This window comes from Campylobacter sp. P255 (genome assembly GCF_003627915.1).
Classification (GTDB): Bacteria; Campylobacterota; Campylobacteria; order Campylobacterales; family Campylobacteraceae; genus Campylobacter_D.
In genome coordinates this window covers 19,775-37,126 of the sequence record NZ_NREN01000005.1, presented here as the reverse complement: position 1 = coordinate 37,126, position 17,352 = coordinate 19,775, and the positions used below count along the sequence as shown (strand labels likewise).

Here is a 17,352-nt window from a genome sequence, read left to right as displayed (position 1 = left end):
ATGAATGATAAATTAAGCCAGGTTTTGCAAAAACAACAAGCGCAAATTGCAGAACCAGATGTGGATAAAGAAGAGGATATTATTCAGCTTGTTGGTTTTGTGGTAGGAGATGAGGAATATGCTATTCCAATTCTTAATATCCAAGAGATTATTAAACCTATAGAGTATACTAGGGTTCCAAGCGTACCTGATTATGTATTGGGTGTGTTTAATATGAGGGGTAATGTAATGCCTTTGATTGATCTTGCAAAAAGATTTAATCAAGGTGGTTCAAAAATGACACCTCAAACAAGATATATTGTTTTAAAGGGTATAGCAAATGGCAATCAAACTCCTGCAGGTAATGCGGGATTTGTGATAGATAGACTAACAGAGGCTATCAAAATTCACAGAAGCAGAATTGATCCGCCGCCTGAAACTTTATTGAAAGAAAAAGGTATGATTTTTGGTATAGGAAAAAGAGAAGAAAATATCTTAACTATATTAAAAGCTGAAGCTTTGTTAAAGCGTGAGTTTTGATGATAAAGCTTTGTGCCTTTGATTTTGATTCTACGCTAATGGATGGAGAGACCATTGATATTTTAGCAGATGAATATAATGTTGGTGATGCTGTAAAAGCGATCACCAACAAAGCAATGAATGGTGAACTTGATTTTTTTGAAAGCTTAAGTGCGAGAGTGGCCTTGCTAGAAGGTATGCCAATCGAGCAAGTAAAAAAATGCTGCGAAAACTTACCCTTGATGAAAGGCGCTAAAGAATTATGTGAGTATTTAAAAAGCAAAGATATAAAAATCATTGTTTTTAGTGGCGGTTTTCATGAAGGAATCGATTTATTACAAGATGAACTTCAATTTGATTTTGGCTATGCTAATTTTTTACATCAAAAAAATGGTTTTTTAACTGGAAAAGTAGGTGGAGAAATTATGTTTAGCGACTCAAAAGGCATTATCCTACAAAGAGTAAAAAGGTTTTTAAATTTAAAAACAGAAGAAATAATGTGTGTTGGCGATGGGGCTAATGATATTTCTATGTTTAAAGAATGTGGTTTAAAAATAGCCTTTTGTGCCAAAGCAATTTTAAAATCTCATGCAGATATTTGTATAGACAAAAAAGATTTAAAAGAGATAATAAAGGTAATTCAATGAAACAATTTTCTTTATGGTGTGATTTTATAGAAAATGAATTTTTAGATCATGGGTTTTTGGATTTAATCCAGTCAAAAACAATTAATGGTGCCACATCAAATCCTGCAATTTTTAAAAACGCAATTCTTAATTCAAATGTTTACAAAGAAAAAATCAAAAAACTAAATATGCAGGATAAAAAATCTTTGTATGAACACCTAGCGATAGAAGATATCGCTAAAGCTGCAGACAAACTCGCTGTGAATTATTATGAAAATAACGATGGTTTTATTAGTATTGAAATTGATCCAAGGCTAAAAGATAGCACAAGCTTATCTTTGGCTGAAGCAAAAAGACTATACACACAAATTGCCAAAGAAAATGTGATGATGAAAATTCCTGCTACTGAAGCTTCTTATGAGGTAATGCAAGAATTGATGAAAAATGGTATTAGTGTAAATGCAACTTTGATTTTTGATTTTGAGCAAACTAAAAAGTGTTTTGAAGCTTTGAGTTTAGGATTAAAAGAGTTTAGAAAAAATAACATTGCGGCAAGAAAAGAACCACAAGCTGTGATTAGTATTTTTGTAAGCCGTTTTGATAGGCTTTTAAATCATCAAGTTCTAGATAAAAACTATATAGGAATTCTTACAGCAACTAAGGCTTATAATTATATCATCAAGCAAGAAGAAGCTAACATTAGAGCATTGTTTGCTAGTACTGGGGTAAAGGGTGATGATTTAGAAAAAGATTATTATATTAAAGAGTTGTTATACGATAAAGCTATCAACACTGCACCTTTAGATGCTATCATGGCTTTTAAAGGTAAAGCGCTTGTATTTAAAGAGCCTTTGAAAGATGAGTGTATAGAGAAAAAGCTCAATGCAAATATTTCAAAAGATGCTTTAAGTAAAGCTTGTAAAGATTTGCTTGATGATGGTTTAGAACAATTTTGTATCGCATATGAAGATATTTTAAAATCTTTATAAACTTATTTAGATATAATTAGCGTTTATTTTTTTAGAAAGGAAACAGATGTTAGAAGGTATCGTTAGAGAGAGTATCGGTAGAAAAGCTGCTAAAGCTTTAAAAAGAGATGGTTATCTAATCGCAAACATCTACGGAAAAGGATTAGAAAACATCAATGCTGCTTTTAAAGTAAATGAATTTATTAAAGAAGTACGCAAAAAAACCACTTTAGCTTTTGATGTAAAAGTTGGAGATAAAGTATTAAACGTTGTAGTGGTAGATTACCAAAAAGATCCTGTAACAGCAGAATTAAAGCATGTGGATTTAAAAGTAGCACAAAAAGGTGTTATTTCTAAATATATGGTTCCTGTAAAAATCGTAGGAACTGCAATGGGTCTTAAAAATAAAGGTGTTTTAATCCAATCAAAAAGAAGATTAAAAGTAAAATGTGCAGCTGAAAACTTACCAAATTATTTTGAATTAGATGTTACTAAGCTTGATGTAGGTGATGCACTTTTAATTCGTGATGTAGTTGTACCTGAAGGTGTAACTATGGTTGATGCTGATAGAGTAGCTGTAGTTGGCGTAGAAAAAGCAAGATAAAATGACCTTAGTCGTAGGACTTGGTAATATAGGAGAACAATACGAGCAAACTAGACATAATGTCGGTTTTATGCTGATTGACTTGCTTATAGAAGATTTGGAAGTAACAAAACTTTCAAATGCTAAATTTAAAGGAGAACTTTTTAAAAGTTCTTCTACTCTTTTTTTAAAACCTTCCACTTATATGAATCTATCCGGAGAAAGCGTTAAAGCAGTTAGTGAATACTACAAATGCGATAGAATTATCGTAATCCATGATGATATTGACTTAAATTTAGGTGCATTGAAATTTAAAATGGGCGGATCAAGCGGTGGTCATAATGGGCTTAAAAGTATTGATAGTCTTTGTGGGAATGCTTATGAGAGAGTACGTATAGGTGTGGGAAAAGGCCAAGATGTGGTTTCTCATGTTTTGGGTAAATTTAAGCAAGATGAAAAAGAAAGTTTAGCTAAGGTTTTAGAACATAGTAAAAAAGCTTTATTTGAACTTTTAGATTCTAATATAGAAAAAATTGCTTCGAAATATTCTTTAAAAAGTTAGATAATGAGTATTTTTTTTCGTTATATTTCATCTTTATATCTTAAATCATTTTTTATCTTATTTTTTTCTTTAACTTTTTTCTTTGTAGCTATTGATTTTTTACTTAATTTTAATAGATTGCCAAAAAGTGCAAATTTGGAATTATTATATATCTTTTTTTTAACATGTTCAGCAGCTTCTTATATACTACCTTTAGCTATAGTTCTTGCTTTGGTTTTATGTGTATTTAACATGATACGCTCAAATGAATTTGTGAGTTTGTATGCTTTGGGTTTAAGTAAAAACCAAGTGATTTTGTACCCTTTTATTTGGGCGATGTTTTTTTGTTGTGTTTATGTAGGCCTAAATTTCACTCCTTTTGCTTATGCAGATGAATATAAAAGTAATATTTTAAAACGAGGTGTTGTAGATAGAGAAGGAGGGGAGATTTTAATCAAATACAATAATAAATTTATTTATATAGAAAAAACAAGCTCTCAAACTCTATACAATGTAAAAATTTTTGATGTAGATGATCTAAACATACAAAGCATAACCCAAGCAAAAAGTGCTAAATTTGATGGAAACTCTTGGAATTTAAATAATGCTAAGGCAACAAATATTCCAAAGGACTTGGTTGTTTCAAAAGAAGGCTTAAGCATTGAAGAATTTCAAAATATCAAAGGCTTGGAGGATTTTTCTCCAAAGATACTAGAGCGAATTTCTCTTATAGATACTAAGCCTTCATATTCTATTTTAGATGCTTTAGAAAGCATGTTGATTTTTGCAAAACAAAATATCTCAACCAATACGCTTAGAAGTAGCTTGTATTCTTTGATACTTACACCTTTTTTTGCGCCTTTTTTAATGCTTATTGTGTATTATTACTTTCCTTTAACCGCAAGATTTTTCAACCTTGCGCTTTTGGCTTTTGTATTTTTTGTATGCATTCTTTTGGTTTGGGGAATGTTGTTTTTATTCACAAGATTAAGTGAAAATGAAATTTTACTTCCAGAGCTTGGTATAATGTTACCGGTGTTTATTTTGATGAGTATAGGAAGTTTTTATTATATTAAACACAAATAACTAAAAAAAGGTTTTTTATGGATTATTTTAAATTAGCAAAAGAATACAACACTCCTTTTTATATTTATGATTTTGATAAAATCAAAGAGCGTTTTACAATGCTAAAAGATGCTTTTAAGGCAAGAAAATCTCAAATTTTTTATGCTGTAAAAGCAAATTCTAATTTAAGTGTTTTAAAGTTTTTGGCTTCTTTAGATAGTGGGTTTGATTGTGTTAGTGCAGGGGAAATTTATAGAGCGTTAAAAGCAGGAGCGAAAAATTATAAAATTATTTTTAGCGGTGTAGGTAAAGGTGCAGATGAATTAAAATACGCATTAGAGCAAAATATATTATATATTAATTTAGAAAGTCAAGAAGAAATGCTGCTTCTAGAGCAAATTGCAAAAGAAAATCAAAAAGTTGCGCGTATAAGTATAAGGGTAAATCCCAATGTAGATGCAAAAACTCATCCTTATATTTCTACAGGTTTGCATGAAAATAAATTTGGTGTAGATATAGAAAATGCTAAAAAAATGTATATTTATGCGAAAAATTCAGCCTATTTAGAACCTGTTGGTGTGCATTTTCATATAGGATCTCAAATTCTTGATATTAGTAGTATTCATGAAGCTTCGATTATTGTTGCAAAATTAGTAAGAGAGCTTTTAGCTCTTAAAATTAATATCAAATTTTTTGATATTGGCGGTGGCTTAGGAGTTTGTTATAAAGATGAGCAAGAGCCTAGTTTATATGATTATGCTCAAGGAATTTTATCAAGTTTGCATGGACTTGATGTGTGTATAGGTATGGAGCCTGGAAGATTTTTGGTTGCGAATGCAGGTGAGTTTGTGACTAAAGTTTTATATGAAAAATTTAATGAGAAAAAACGTTTTGTTATTGTTGATGGTGCGATGAATGATTTGCTAAGACCAAGTTTATATAGTGCTTATCATGAAATCGAACTTTTGGGCGCAAATAGCGAGGAAAGTCTTTGTGATATTGTTGGTGGGGTATGTGAAAGTGGGGATTTTCTAGCCAAAGATCGAAGTTTGGCTAAAACTCAAGCAGGAGATTTGATTGTAGTAAAAAGTGCTGGAGCGTATGGTTTTAGCATGAGCAGTAATTATAATTCACGCAACAGAGTTTGTGAGCTTGCGCAAGAAAATGGTGTGGTTAGAATGATTAGAAAAAGAGAAAGTTATGAGGAGCAGGTTGCTTTAGAACTTGAGTATTTAAAGGAATGAAATGTTATTTTTAGATGTACAAGGGACTTTGATATCAGATCATGATAAAAGTCCTATAGATGGTGCTTTAGAACTCATTAGTTCTTTGAATAAAGCAAAAATTCCTTATGTGGTAATCACCAATAATACTAAAAAATTAGATTTTTTAAATTACTTGCAAAATTTGGGTTTTGAAATCGATGAAAAAGCATATATTGATCCTTTTAGTGTTTTAAAAGATCATCTTAAACCTTGTAAAATAGCAGCTTTTGGGGCGAAAGAATTTTTGGATTCACTTCAAAATTTAGGCTATGAACTTGATTTTAAAAATCCGCAAGCTTTTTTGGTAGCAAGTTTTGATGATTTTAAATTTCAAGATTTTGCTAATATGATTGAATATGTAAAAAATGGTATTAAAGCTATTGCAATGCATGAGGGCAGTATATATAAGAAAAACTCAAAATTATACCCTGGCGTAGGTAGTATTATGGCGATGCTTAAAAATACACAAGAGTTTGAATATAGTGTTATTGGCAAACCAAGTAAAGCTTTTTATCAGAGTGCTTTAAAGTTATTAAAACTACAAAATGAAAATGCAAGTTTTGAAAATACTTTGATCATCAGTGATGATTTTAAAGGAGATTTGCTTGGTGCGTATGCACTTGGTATGCAAACAGCTTTGGTTTTAAGTGGTAAAATTTCTAACACCCAAGGTTTAGATACAACTAAACTTAATTTTGTATATGATAGTATTAAGGATTACTACGTATCGAGGTTTAAATGAAAGAGATAGAAAAATTACGAACTAAGATCGATTCTATTGATGATAAAATCTTGACCTTATTAAACGAAAGAATGCTTTATGTTAAAGACATAGGTATAATTAAGCAAAATTTGGGTGGGAGTATTTATAGGCCTGAGCGCGAAAGAGCTATTATTAATAGGTTGAAAAATAACAACAATGGTTTGTTAGATCAAAATGCCATTGAAGCAATTTATCAAGAAATTTTTGCTGTCTCTAGAAATTTAGAAAAACCTCAAAATATAGCTTATTTAGGACCTGAAGGAAGTTATACACACCAAGTAGCAAGAACACGTTTTGGTGCGATGAGTCATTATATTGCCCTTGCAAATATTGAAGATGTTTTTAAAGAATTAGCCCACAAAGAAGCAAAATACGGAGTAGTACCAATTGAAAACAATACTGCAGGTGCAGTGGGTGTGACACTAGATTGTCTTGGTAAATATGAAGAGGTAAAAATTTTTGCTGAAATTTACATGGATATTCATCATTCTTTTGTAAGTATGAGTGAAAATTTAAAAGATATCAAGCGTATATATTCTCACCCACAAGGTTATAATCAGTGTAGAAATTTTTTAGAAAGCCATGATTTAAGCGAAGTGGAGTTTGTCGCGAGTAAATCTACAGCCCACGCGGCTTATTTAGCTTCGCAAGATTTTACTTCGGCTGCAATTTGTTCTAAAATTGCTGCAAAGCTTTATAATGTGCCTGTTTTATTTGAAACTATTGAAGATAATTTGGCTAATCGTACTAGATTTTTGATTTTAAGTGATATTAAGATCCCGCAAATGTCAGGTTGCAAAACTTCTATTTTAGCGCTTGCTGCACATAAACCTGGTGGACTTAGTGATTTATTGTATGAGTTTAAAAAAGAAGGGATTAATTTAACTAAATTAGAATCACGTCCAGTAAAAGCAAGAGAATTTGTGCATAGTTTTTATATTGATTTTGAAGGTCATATTGATGATGAGCGTGTTCAAAGGGTTTTGAAAAAAGCAGATCATATAAAATGGCTTGGGTCTTATTTGTCAGGAGAAAGCAATGCAATTTAATCCTTTTTTAAAAGCAATTAAAACCTATGAAAGTGGCAAGGATATAGATTTAATCGCTAAAGAATATGGCTTAAATGAGGTGATTAAGCTAGCTAGTAATGAAAATCCCTATGGGGTTAGTCCTAAGGCTAAAAGGGCTATTATAGATCATGCGCACTTGGCTTATTTATATCCTGATGATACTATGAGTGAATTAAAACAAGCCTTGGCAAAACGTTACAACATCTTAAATGAAAACATCATTATAGGCAGCGGAAGCGATCAAATCATAGAATACATTGTGCATGCAAAATTAGATCATTCTAAAGCATATTTGCAATGTGGGGTTAGTTTTGCTATGTATGAAATTTATGCGAAACAATTAGGGGTTAAAGTGTATAAAACTCCAAGTTTAACCCATGATTTAAACGAGCTTAGTGAGCTATACCAAAAACATAAAAATGAAATAAAAGTGATTTTTTTATGTTTACCAAATAATCCTTTAGGAGAATGTCTAGATGCAAATGCAGTTTTTGAATTTTTAGAAAATATTGATGATGATTGTTTGGTAGCAATTGATGGGGCATATAATGAATTTGCTGCATTTAAAGATGATAAAAAGCGTATTGATCCTAAAGAATTAATCCATAAATTTCAAAATGCAGTATATCTAGGAACCTTTTCTAAGCTTTATGGTTTGGGTGGTATGAGAGTGGGTTATGGTATAGCTTGCAAGGAAATTATCAATGCATTTTATAAATTAAGAGCACCTTTTAATGTGACTAATTTGAGTTTAAAAGCTGCTGTTGCTGCGTTAGATGATGATGAGTTTGTGCAAAAAACTTTGGAAAATAATTTTTCACAAATGAAATTTTATGAAGATTTTGCTAAAAATTATCAAATTCGATACATTCCAAGCTATACAAATTTTATTACCTATTTTTTTGATGAAAAAAATAGCACAGATTTATCTGAAAAACTGCTTAAAAACGGTATAATAATAAGAAATTTACAAAGTTATGGTTTAAATGCTGTGCGTATAAGTATAGGTACAGAGTATGAAAATTCAAGGTTTTTTGAAGAGTTTTCTAAAAATTTTTAGTTTGTAGGAAATAAATGGATTATAAAACTATACTGCACCAAGTAGGTCAGCTTTATCAAAATTTAAGTTTAAGACAGCGTATTATTATTGCTGCTTCTATTGTTGTTGTAGTTGGATTTTTAGTATTTTTAACCCTTTTTAGAAGCGGTTCTACAGTAGCTAGTGAGGCTGGATATTCGGTACTATTTGAAAATGCTAATACTAGTGATTCAGCGATGATAGTAACGCAGCTTGAAAAAAGTGGGGTTCCTTATATTTTGCGTAATGAAGGAACTATTTTAGTGCCTAATGATCAAGTATATAAACAGCGTTTAGCTATTGCTTCTGCAGGGTTATTACCAAAGGATAATAAAGTAGGCTTTGAGCTTTTTGATAAACAAGAATTCGGCGCAACCGAAGCTGAACAAAAAGTAAAATATCAAAGAGCATTAGAAGGTGAACTTGCTAGAACGATTGAAAGTTTAGAACCTATCCATAGTGCCACAGTGCATATTGCTTTTGCTAAAGATACACTTTTTACCCAACAACAAGTCCCACCAACTGCTTCAGTAGCTTTGACGATAAAAGAAGGTTTAAAGCTTAATAAAAAGCAAATTATGGGGATTAAAAACTTAATTGCTTCTTCAGTGACAAAACTTACCCCTGAAAATGTAAAAATCATGGATCAAAAAGGTATTCCTTTAGATGATGAGGGTGCTTTTGAGAGTGATTTGATCGCTGCTCAAATTAAATATAAAAGAGATCAAGAGTACGAACTAGAGCAAAAAATCGTTGCTTCTATTGCTCCATTTGCGGGTGGTTATGATAGAGTAGTGGCAAAGGTTAGTATTGATTATGATTTTTCTAAAGAAGAATCACAAAGTGAAGTATATGATCCAAACACGGTCGTGCGTAGTGAGCAAACTTTAGAAGAACACAAAGAAGGCTATAAAGATAAAGAAATTCAAGGTGTACCAGGTGCTGTTTCAAACATCGGTCCTGTAGAGGGTTTAGATGATAAAGGTGCACGCGAGGTTTATACTAAAAACCAAACTACAACTAATAATGAAATTTCCAAAAAAATCACCAACACCACTAAGCAATTTGCAACGATTAAAAGAATTTCTGCAGCCGTTGTAGTAGATGGAAAATACAAAGTAATTACTGATGATCAAGGAAATATCACAAACGAATATATTCCTTTGAGTGATAAAGAAATTCAAGCTATTGAAAATCTTACCAAAGGTGCGATTGGATTTAATCTTGCTAGGGGTGATGCAGTTGAAGTTAATAACTTAGAGTTTCATAGAACAGTCAAGGTTGAAAACAAGGTTCAAACTTTTTATTCTAAATTTGTGGAACCATTTATCCCACCTGTTAAGTATGTCTTTGCCGCGATTTTACTTTTTATCTTTTACAAAAAAGTTATCGTTCCATTTTCACAAAAAATGCTTGCAGATATCAAGCTTGAAGAAGAGATGGAAGGTAAAGACGGACAAATCATTGACGAGGCTGAAGATGCCATTGAAAAATTCAATGCTGCACGTAAGAAAGTTGAAGAACAACTTGGCTTTGGAGATAATTTTGATGAAGATGCGCTTCAGTATGATGTTTTACTTGAAAAATTAAGGGCTGTGGCGAATGAAAAAGGTGAAGAAGTTGCGCTATTGTTACAAAAGCTTGTAGAAAATGAAGCTGAATTTGGTGAGAAGGATATCTAATGATAAAGCTTAGCGAAGAACAAAAAATGGTCTATGATGACCTTTCTATGCCAGAAAAGGTTGCGATATTTTTAATTCAATTAGGAGAAGATGTAACGACAGTTTTGTTTTCTCATATGGATATTAATGTCATTACAGAAATCTCACGTTATATTGCTTTGGCGAAAAATGTTGATAAACCTGTAGCTACGGCAGTATTAGAAGAATTTTATACTTTATTGCAGTCAAACCAGTATTTAAAAAGCGGTGGTTTGGAATATGCAAAAGAAATTTTATTTAGAACTTTTGGTCCTGAAATTGCCAATAAAATTTTGGAAAAACTTACCAAAAGTATGGAAAACAACCAAAACTTTGCTTATCTTTCACAAATCAAACCACAACAACTTGCAGACTTTATCATTAAAGAGCATCCACAAACCATTGCATTGATTTTGGCGCATATGGAAACTACTCAAGCGGCAGAAACTTTAGAGTATTTTAGCGATGAATTAAGAGCTGAGGTTGTGATTAGAATGGCAAATCTTGGAGATATTTCACCTTCAATCATCAAAAGAGTATCTGCTGTACTTGAAAGCAAACTCGAAAGTCTTACTTCTTATAAGGTTGAAGTGGGTGGTCCAAGAGCTGTTGCTGAAGTACTTAATCGTTTGGGGCAAAAAGCTTCTAAAACAACACTTTCTTATATTGAACAAAGCGATGAAAAACTTGCTACAACCATTAAAGATTTAATGTTTACATTTGATGATATTTCTCAACTTAGTACCAATGCAATTAGAGAGGTTTTAAAGGCTGCTGATAAGCGTGATTTGATGATAGGTTTAAAAGGTGCAAGCGAGGATCTAAAGCAAAAATTTATGGCAAATATGTCTACGCGTGCAGCTGAAGCTTTTGTAGAAGAAATGGGATTTTTAGGTGCAGTACGTGTTAAAGATGTAGAAGAAGCACAAAGAAAAGTGGTGGAAGTGGTGCAAAAACTTGCAGAACAAGGTCTTATCCAAGTGGGTGAGGCTGATGAGATGATAGAGTAAAAGCATGGCTAAATTAACCAATGTGATCTCACCTGATAACATCTCATCTCATGTAGTTGAGGGTTATCATTTTAAAGTTATAAGTGAAGTAAACTCTAATGAAGAGCCAAAAGCAGAAGAAGCCCAGGTTCAAACACAAATAACATCTTCTACAAATACCCCGCAAACAGAAGAAATTCAAAATGTAGAGGTTGTATCACAACCACAAATTCAACCCGATTTTGTAGAAGATTTACTTAAAAAAACTGATGAAATGTCAGGAAATATCATCAAACTTCAAATGCAAATAGAAAGCCAAGAAGCTGAATTTAATAACCGCTTAAACACAGAATTAGAACATGCAAAAGAAAAATTTATCAAAGAAGGTTATGAAGAAGCGCAAAAGAATTTTGAAAATGAATTAGAAGCTTTGAAGGAAAAATACTTAAAAAGCGTGGAAAAACTCGAAAATACAGTGCAAACTTTAAATGAGTTTTTATCTAAAAACGAAAAAGAATTAGCAGACACTGCGGTGGTAATAGCCAAAGAAGTAATAGCCAAAGAATTAGAAGAAAATTCTTCTCTTATAGCTTTAAATTTGGCAAAAGAACTTATGGGTGAACTTAAAAATGCAACCAAAATAGAGTTAAAATTAAACCCTGATGATTTTGATTATGTTAAAGCACACCTGCAAGAACCAAGTAATATTAAATTTAGTCTTGATGATGCGATTAATAAAGGGAGTATTTTGATATTAAGTGATGCAGGAAATATAGAGTCAAACCTTAATAATCGTTTGCAAAAAATCAAAAATATGGTTAATGAATGATAGATTTTAACAATTTAGACCTTAAAAATATGCAAATTAAAGAGTTAGAAAACCTAGCTTCTCATTTGCGTGAAGTTATCATTGATACAGTGAGTAAAAATGGTGGGCATTTAAGCTCTAATTTAGGAGTTGTAGAGCTTAGCATAGGTATGCATTATGTTTTTCATGTTCAAAAAGACCCTTTTATTTTTGATGTCTCACATCAGTCTTACCCACACAAGCTTTTAAGCGGTAAAATTGATAACTTTCACACATTAAGGCAGTTTAATGGTATAAGCGGTTATACCAAGCCTGATGAAGGAGATTATTTTGTAGCGGGTCATTCAAGTACTTCTATATCTTTAGCGGTTGGAGCTTGTAAAGCTATAAGATTAAAAAATGAAGATCGTGTGCCAGTGGTGTTAATAGGCGATGGTGCATTAAGTGCAGGTATGGCTTATGAAGCCTTAAATGAGCTTGGTGATAGAGAGTACCCATGTGTAATTATCTTAAATGATAATGAAATGAGTATTTCCAAGCCAATTGGAGCTATCTCTAAGTATTTATCTCAAGCAATGGCAACGCAGTTTTATCAAAAATTTAAAAAGCGCATTGAAAATCTTTTAGAGTATTTTCCTCAAGGTGCTTCTTATATGGCAAAGCGTTTTGAAGAGGGTTTAAGGCTTATCACACCTGGACTTTTGTTTGAAGAATTAGGGCTTGAATACATTGGGCCTATCGATGGACATAATCTTAATGAAGTGATTAATGCGCTCAATCAAGCAAAAGCTATGAATAAACCTTGTGTGGTACATGCACAAACTATCAAAGGCAAGGGTTATGCACTAGCTGAGGGAAAAAATGCAAAATGGCATGGAGTAAGTGCTTTTGATAAAAGTAGTGGAGAAAGCTTAAAAGGTAGTATAAATAAAAAAAGTGCAACAGAAATTTTCTCCAATACATTGTTGCAGTTGGCTCAAAAATATGAAAATATTGTTGGAGTAACTGCTGCTATGCCAAGTGGCACTGGACTTGATAAACTGATAGAAAAATACCCCGAACGTTTTTGGGATGTAGCTATAGCAGAACAACATGCGGTTACTTCTATGGCAGCTATGGCAAAAGAAGGGTTTAAACCCTTTATAGCAATTTACAGCACTTTTATGCAAAGAGCATATGATCAGGTGATTCATGATTGTGCGATTATGAATTTAAATGTTGTGATTGCTATGGATAGAGCAGGGATTGTAGGAGAAGATGGAGAAACACATCAAGGGGTTTTTGATGTTAGTTTCTTAAGTGCTATACCTAATATCACTTTGGCTGCACCAAGAGATGAAATGATGATGGAAAAAATCATGGAATATGCTTATTTTCATCAAGGGGTTTTTGCTTTTCGTTATCCTAGGGGTAATTTTTTATTAGATAATGATTTTAACCCATGTGAGATAAAGCTTGCTAAAGCACAAATTTTGTCTAAAGCGCAAAGCGATAAAGTATTTTTAGGTTTTGGACAAGGAGTTGCAAAAGCAAAAATGGTTTTAGATGAATTAGGCTTTGAGTATGCTACTTTAGTAGACTTGATCTTTGCCAAACCTTTAGATGAGGAGCTTTTAAAAGAATTAGCAAATAGCACACAAACTTGGTATGTGTTTTCAGATACTGCTAGAATAGGTGGGGTAGGAAGCTTGATCGCAGATTTCTTGCAAAAAGAAAAACTTCATCATATTAAGCTAGTAAGTTTTGAATTTGAAGATCGTTTTATCACTCATGGTAAAACTAATGAGGTAGAAAAATCTCTAGAGCTTGATGTTGCTTCCTTGTGCCAGAAAGTAAAACTTTATTAAAAGATAAAAAATATCTTTTAATATAATTATTTTTTTATATAAAAATCGTTATACTATGCAAAAAATATTGGAGAAAATGACTATGGAACTTATTCAGATGTTAAAAAATTGCGATTTAAAAGCTACTCCGCAAAGACTTTGTATTTTAAAAATTTTAAAACGCCATGAACACCCAAATATTGAATCATTATACGAAAGTATCAAAGAAGAATATCCTTCTATTTCATTGGCCACAGTGTATAAAAATTTAAACACTTTAAAAGAGCAAGGCTTAGTAGTAGAAATCAATACACCAAATCAAAAAACTTGTTATGATATTTATGAGTATCCACATATTCATGTTATTTGTAGTAAATGCAATCATATTGAAGATGTATGTTATGAGGATAGCGGGATTAATAAATACCAAGAAGACCTTGAGAAAAAAATCGGAAATATTATTGATTATTTAGGTGTATTTGCTTATGTTAATGGTTGTAAAGCTTGTAAAAAATAATGGTTTGTGAAGTCCAAAGACGTTTTTTAGTTGAAAATAATGACTTTATAAAAATTTTACAAGAAGAAAAAATTTCTTATTCTAAGGACAAAATACGTGTGTTTTTTACGCGTATAAGTCCTTTTTGTGATGTTAAATATAAAAAGATAAATCAAAACTACTTTCAATTTTCACTTTATAAGCTACATGATATTTTAGACAAAAAAACACGTAAGCTTTCAAAAAAGGAATTTAAAAAACAATACAAAAGATCTTTAACAAAGGTAATTAATAAAACAAGAATTAGCTTTCAATTATCAGGAAATTCCTTTTATCTTTATCGATTTAAAGGTAATTTGCAAGATTTAATGATACTAAAAGTAGTTTTTCCTACTTTTGAAAAAGCAAAACAATTTAATCCTCCTTTGTTTTTAAAAACTTATAAAGAAATTAGTGAAGATGAAAATTTTTATAGCAAAAATCTGGCTTTATATGGAGACTTTTCTAAGATTTTTGATAGCGCAAGATGTATTAAAATTTTGGATAAACAAGAAGAGATTAGTTTGCATTTTCCTAGTCAAATTCAAAGCTTCAAAGCGGGAAAAATTTTGCTTTTTGTGTTGTTTAAAAGATTTAAAAAAGAAAAAATTCAATTTCTACAAAAAGTGAGTGTTGAAAATTTAAAACAATTTTATACAAGTTTGAGTCAAATTAATATCTTTTTTGATCTTTTTACTACACTTTTTGAAGCAAGTATACAAAGTAAGCTTAAGCATTATTTTGTAAATTTAAAACAACAAATTGATATAACTCAAATACATGCATTGGATTTAGAGCGATATGTTTTTATTTTAAGTGATTTAAAAATGCACAGTGTGATGTTGGATTTGGAATTTATTTTAAAAAATGAACACGATTTTTACCAAGGTGCCAAGGAGCAAATTTTAAAGCGTCTTATAGCATTTAAATTGAGAAAAGAATTAGTTTTTTTAAAGAAAAAAATTGTAAAATCTCACAGCAATCTTGATGAGGAAATAGAGAGAATAAAATTTTTATTATGTTATTTTACAACTATGTTTGAAGAAAAAAATATAAACAAGTTGAAATCTTATTTTGTTTGTAGCGATGTGGGTTTGATTTTTCATGATAAAAAAATAATGAAAAAAATTAATAAAATCACAAAAAAATTAAAAATATACAGTTAGGAAAAACATGCAAAAACAAGAAAAAATAGTTAAAATGTTTGATGATATAGCACCAACTTACGATAAAGCTAATAGAATTTTAAGTTTTGGAAGCGATGTAAGCTGGAGAAAAAAAGCATGTTTGAGTGTTTTTAAGTATTCTAAGAATGAGCTAGATATTATTGATGTGGCTTGTGGTACAGGCGATATGATTATAGAGTGGCAAAATCAAGCCTTTAAAGCGCAAAAAAACATTACTAGCATAAAAGGAGTAGATCCAAGTGCGGGTATGCTCGAGGTTGCTAGAAAGAAAATTCCTGAAGCGGCTTTTATACAAGCAAAAGCACAAGAACTTCCTCTTGAAAATGAAAGTGCAGATATTATAAGCATAAGTTATGGTATCCGAAATGTAGTGGATAGAAAAGAAGCTATAAAAGAATTTGCAAGAGTGTTGAAGAAGCATGGAATTTTGCTAGTACTTGAATTTACCAAAAGAGAACAAGGTGGTTTTATAGCAGCTTGTAGAGATTTTTACTTGAAAAATATTTTGCCAAAGATAGGTGGTTTTATCAGTAAAAATTATAGTGCTTATGAATATTTACCAAATTCCATAGAAGATTTTTTAAGCAAAGAAGATTTTATCGAAGAATTGAGCGAACATTTTGAAATGCTAGAGTATAAAAGCTTTAGTTTTGGTGTTTGTTCTATGTTTGTTGCAAGAAAAAAATGAAAGTTTCAGAACTTAACCTAAAAGCTAAGAGTTTACTAGAGTTTCATCTTGATGATATAGAGCTTAGTGGAGAAATTTCTAAAATCACCATTCACAGTTCAGGGCATTGGTATTTTGATTTAAAAGATGAAAAATCAAGCATTGCTTGTGTGATGTTTAAAGGTTTTAATCAGTTTGCACAAGCTAAACCCAAAGTGGGTGATATGCTTGATCTTAGAGGCTATGTAAGTTTGTATGAGGCAAGCGGTAGGTATCAGTTTATTGCTAAAAGTATGCAAAAAACAAGCCTTGGAGATTTAGAAGCTAAATTTTTGGCACTAAAAGAAAAACTTGAAAAAGAAGGGTTGTTTGATGTAAATGCCAAAAAAAGCATTGTAAAATTTCCCAAAAAAATAGGCATCATTACTTCTTTTACTTCAGCAGCTTTGCAAGATATGCTAAAGCTAATTTCACAAAAAGAATACAATCTTTGTAAGATTACAGTTTTTAATGCTCTCACTCAAGGACTTAGCGCCCCAATTTCTTTAATCAATGCTTTAAAAAAAGCAGATGGATACAATCTAGATGCGATCATTTTAGCAAGAGGCGGTGGAAGTAGAGAGGATTTGTTTTGTTTTAATGATGAAGAGCTTGCAAGGTGTATTTTTGCTTTAAAAACACCTATTGTTTCTGCGATTGGGCATGAGATTGATTATGTTATTAGTGATTTTGTGGCAGATTTAAGAGCACCAACTCCTAGCGCAGCTGTTGATATGATTTTTCCAAACAAGTTAAGTCTAGAGCAGGGGCTTGATGAGCTTAATGCGCGTTTAAAAGATCAAATGCTTAATCATCTTAAATTGTATCAAAATAAAATCGATCATTTGCAAAATTTAGCCAAGGCAAAATCTTTAGAAAATGCTTTTTTTCTTAGAAAACAAAAACTTGATTTTTTGCAAAGTCAATTAAAAGGTGTTTTAAAATTGAAATTACTAAATTATGAGAATAGGCTAGATAATTTTGAAGAGCTTTTAAATCAGCACAAAAATTTCTTTGATAAAAGTCAAAATTTGATCAATATCCAAAAAGATGGTAAAAATATTTCACTTAAAAAGTTAAAAAAAGGAGATATTGTAAAGCTTTGTTCTATAAATGAGAGCAAAGAAGCGCAAATACTATAAAA

At 31.3% G+C, this 17,352-nt stretch carries 18 protein-coding genes; all 18 read left to right on the top strand.

Annotation, left to right across the window (positions count from 1 at the left end):
- The 18 genes from CKA54_RS03580 to xseA all read left to right on the top strand — a co-directional run bounded on the left by CKA54_RS03580 (position 1) and on the right by xseA (position 17,350).
- The gene (locus CKA54_RS03580) at positions 1-519 is read left to right on the top strand and encodes a chemotaxis protein CheW (RefSeq protein WP_120760057.1); all 519 of its coding nucleotides are present in this window, start codon (positions 1-3) and stop codon (positions 517-519) included.
- Positions 519-1,145 (top strand): phosphoserine phosphatase SerB, encoded by a 627-nt coding sequence (gene serB / locus CKA54_RS03575; RefSeq protein ID WP_120760055.1) that lies wholly within the window; start codon positions 519-521, stop codon positions 1,143-1,145. Before CKA54_RS03580 ends, serB begins: the two co-directional genes overlap by 1 nt.
- Complete coding sequence (locus CKA54_RS03570; protein WP_120760053.1) at positions 1,142-2,113, top strand: transaldolase; 972 nt, start codon at positions 1,142-1,144, stop codon at positions 2,111-2,113. The genes serB and CKA54_RS03570 overlap by 4 nt, the downstream gene beginning before the upstream one ends.
- A 46-nt stretch (positions 2,114-2,159) precedes the next feature.
- On the top strand, positions 2,160-2,696 hold the full coding sequence (locus CKA54_RS03565) for a 50S ribosomal protein L25/general stress protein Ctc (protein WP_039627041.1): 537 nt from the start codon (positions 2,160-2,162) through the stop codon (positions 2,694-2,696).
- 1 nt (position 2,697) lies between these two features.
- On the top strand, positions 2,698-3,237 hold the full coding sequence (pth, locus tag CKA54_RS03560) for an aminoacyl-tRNA hydrolase (RefSeq protein WP_120760051.1): 540 nt from the start codon (positions 2,698-2,700) through the stop codon (positions 3,235-3,237).
- A gap of 3 nt (positions 3,238-3,240) precedes the next feature.
- The gene (locus CKA54_RS03555; RefSeq protein ID WP_120760049.1) at positions 3,241-4,302 is read left to right on the top strand and encodes an LptF/LptG family permease; all 1,062 of its coding nucleotides are present in this window, start codon (positions 3,241-3,243) and stop codon (positions 4,300-4,302) included.
- Between the two features lie 17 nt (positions 4,303-4,319).
- Positions 4,320-5,525 (top strand): diaminopimelate decarboxylase, encoded by a 1,206-nt coding sequence (lysA, locus tag CKA54_RS03550; protein ID WP_120760047.1) that lies wholly within the window; start codon positions 4,320-4,322, stop codon positions 5,523-5,525.
- 1 nt (position 5,526) lies between these two features.
- A complete protein-coding gene (locus tag CKA54_RS03545; RefSeq protein WP_120760045.1) occupies positions 5,527-6,288 on the top strand; it encodes an HAD-IIA family hydrolase in 762 nt (253 codons plus the stop codon).
- Positions 6,285-7,358 carry a prephenate dehydratase gene (gene pheA, locus CKA54_RS03540; RefSeq protein WP_120760043.1) on the top strand — a complete coding sequence of 358 codons (1,074 nt, stop codon included), beginning with the start codon at positions 6,285-6,287 and terminating at the stop codon, positions 7,356-7,358. Before CKA54_RS03545 ends, pheA begins: the two co-directional genes overlap by 4 nt.
- A complete protein-coding gene (hisC, locus tag CKA54_RS03535; protein WP_120760041.1) occupies positions 7,348-8,439 on the top strand; it encodes a histidinol-phosphate transaminase in 1,092 nt (363 codons plus the stop codon). Before pheA ends, hisC begins: the two co-directional genes overlap by 11 nt.
- Positions 8,440-8,453: 14 nt before the next feature.
- Positions 8,454-10,139, top strand: a complete 1,686-nt coding sequence (gene fliF / locus CKA54_RS03530) for a flagellar basal-body MS-ring/collar protein FliF (protein WP_120760040.1) — start codon at positions 8,454-8,456, stop codon at positions 10,137-10,139.
- Entirely contained in the window at positions 10,139-11,167 is a 1,029-nt protein-coding gene (gene fliG, locus CKA54_RS03525) for a flagellar motor switch protein FliG (RefSeq protein WP_043020181.1), read from the top strand. The genes fliF and fliG overlap by 1 nt, the downstream gene beginning before the upstream one ends.
- Before the next feature lie 4 nt (positions 11,168-11,171).
- Positions 11,172-11,975, top strand: coding sequence for a flagellar assembly protein FliH (gene fliH, locus CKA54_RS03520; RefSeq protein WP_120760038.1), 804 nt, complete (start codon positions 11,172-11,174; stop codon positions 11,973-11,975).
- Positions 11,972-13,801, top strand: a complete 1,830-nt coding sequence (gene dxs, locus CKA54_RS03515) for a 1-deoxy-D-xylulose-5-phosphate synthase (protein WP_120760036.1) — start codon at positions 11,972-11,974, stop codon at positions 13,799-13,801. Before fliH ends, dxs begins: the two co-directional genes overlap by 4 nt.
- An 82-nt stretch (positions 13,802-13,883) precedes the next feature.
- Positions 13,884-14,297 (top strand): peroxide-responsive transcriptional repressor PerR, encoded by a 414-nt coding sequence (gene perR, locus CKA54_RS03510; RefSeq protein WP_087699633.1) that lies wholly within the window; start codon positions 13,884-13,886, stop codon positions 14,295-14,297.
- On the top strand, positions 14,297-15,481 hold the full coding sequence (locus tag CKA54_RS03505) for a hypothetical protein (RefSeq protein WP_120760034.1): 1,185 nt from the start codon (positions 14,297-14,299) through the stop codon (positions 15,479-15,481). The genes perR and CKA54_RS03505 overlap by 1 nt, the downstream gene beginning before the upstream one ends.
- Positions 15,482-15,488: 7 nt before the next feature.
- Positions 15,489-16,190, top strand: a complete 702-nt coding sequence (gene ubiE / locus CKA54_RS03500; RefSeq protein ID WP_120760032.1) for a bifunctional demethylmenaquinone methyltransferase/2-methoxy-6-polyprenyl-1,4-benzoquinol methylase UbiE — start codon at positions 15,489-15,491, stop codon at positions 16,188-16,190.
- Positions 16,187-17,350 carry an exodeoxyribonuclease VII large subunit gene (gene xseA / locus CKA54_RS03495; RefSeq protein WP_120760030.1) on the top strand — a complete coding sequence of 388 codons (1,164 nt, stop codon included), beginning with the start codon at positions 16,187-16,189 and terminating at the stop codon, positions 17,348-17,350. Before ubiE ends, xseA begins: the two co-directional genes overlap by 4 nt.
- The last annotated feature ends 2 nt before the right edge of the window (positions 17,351-17,352 follow it).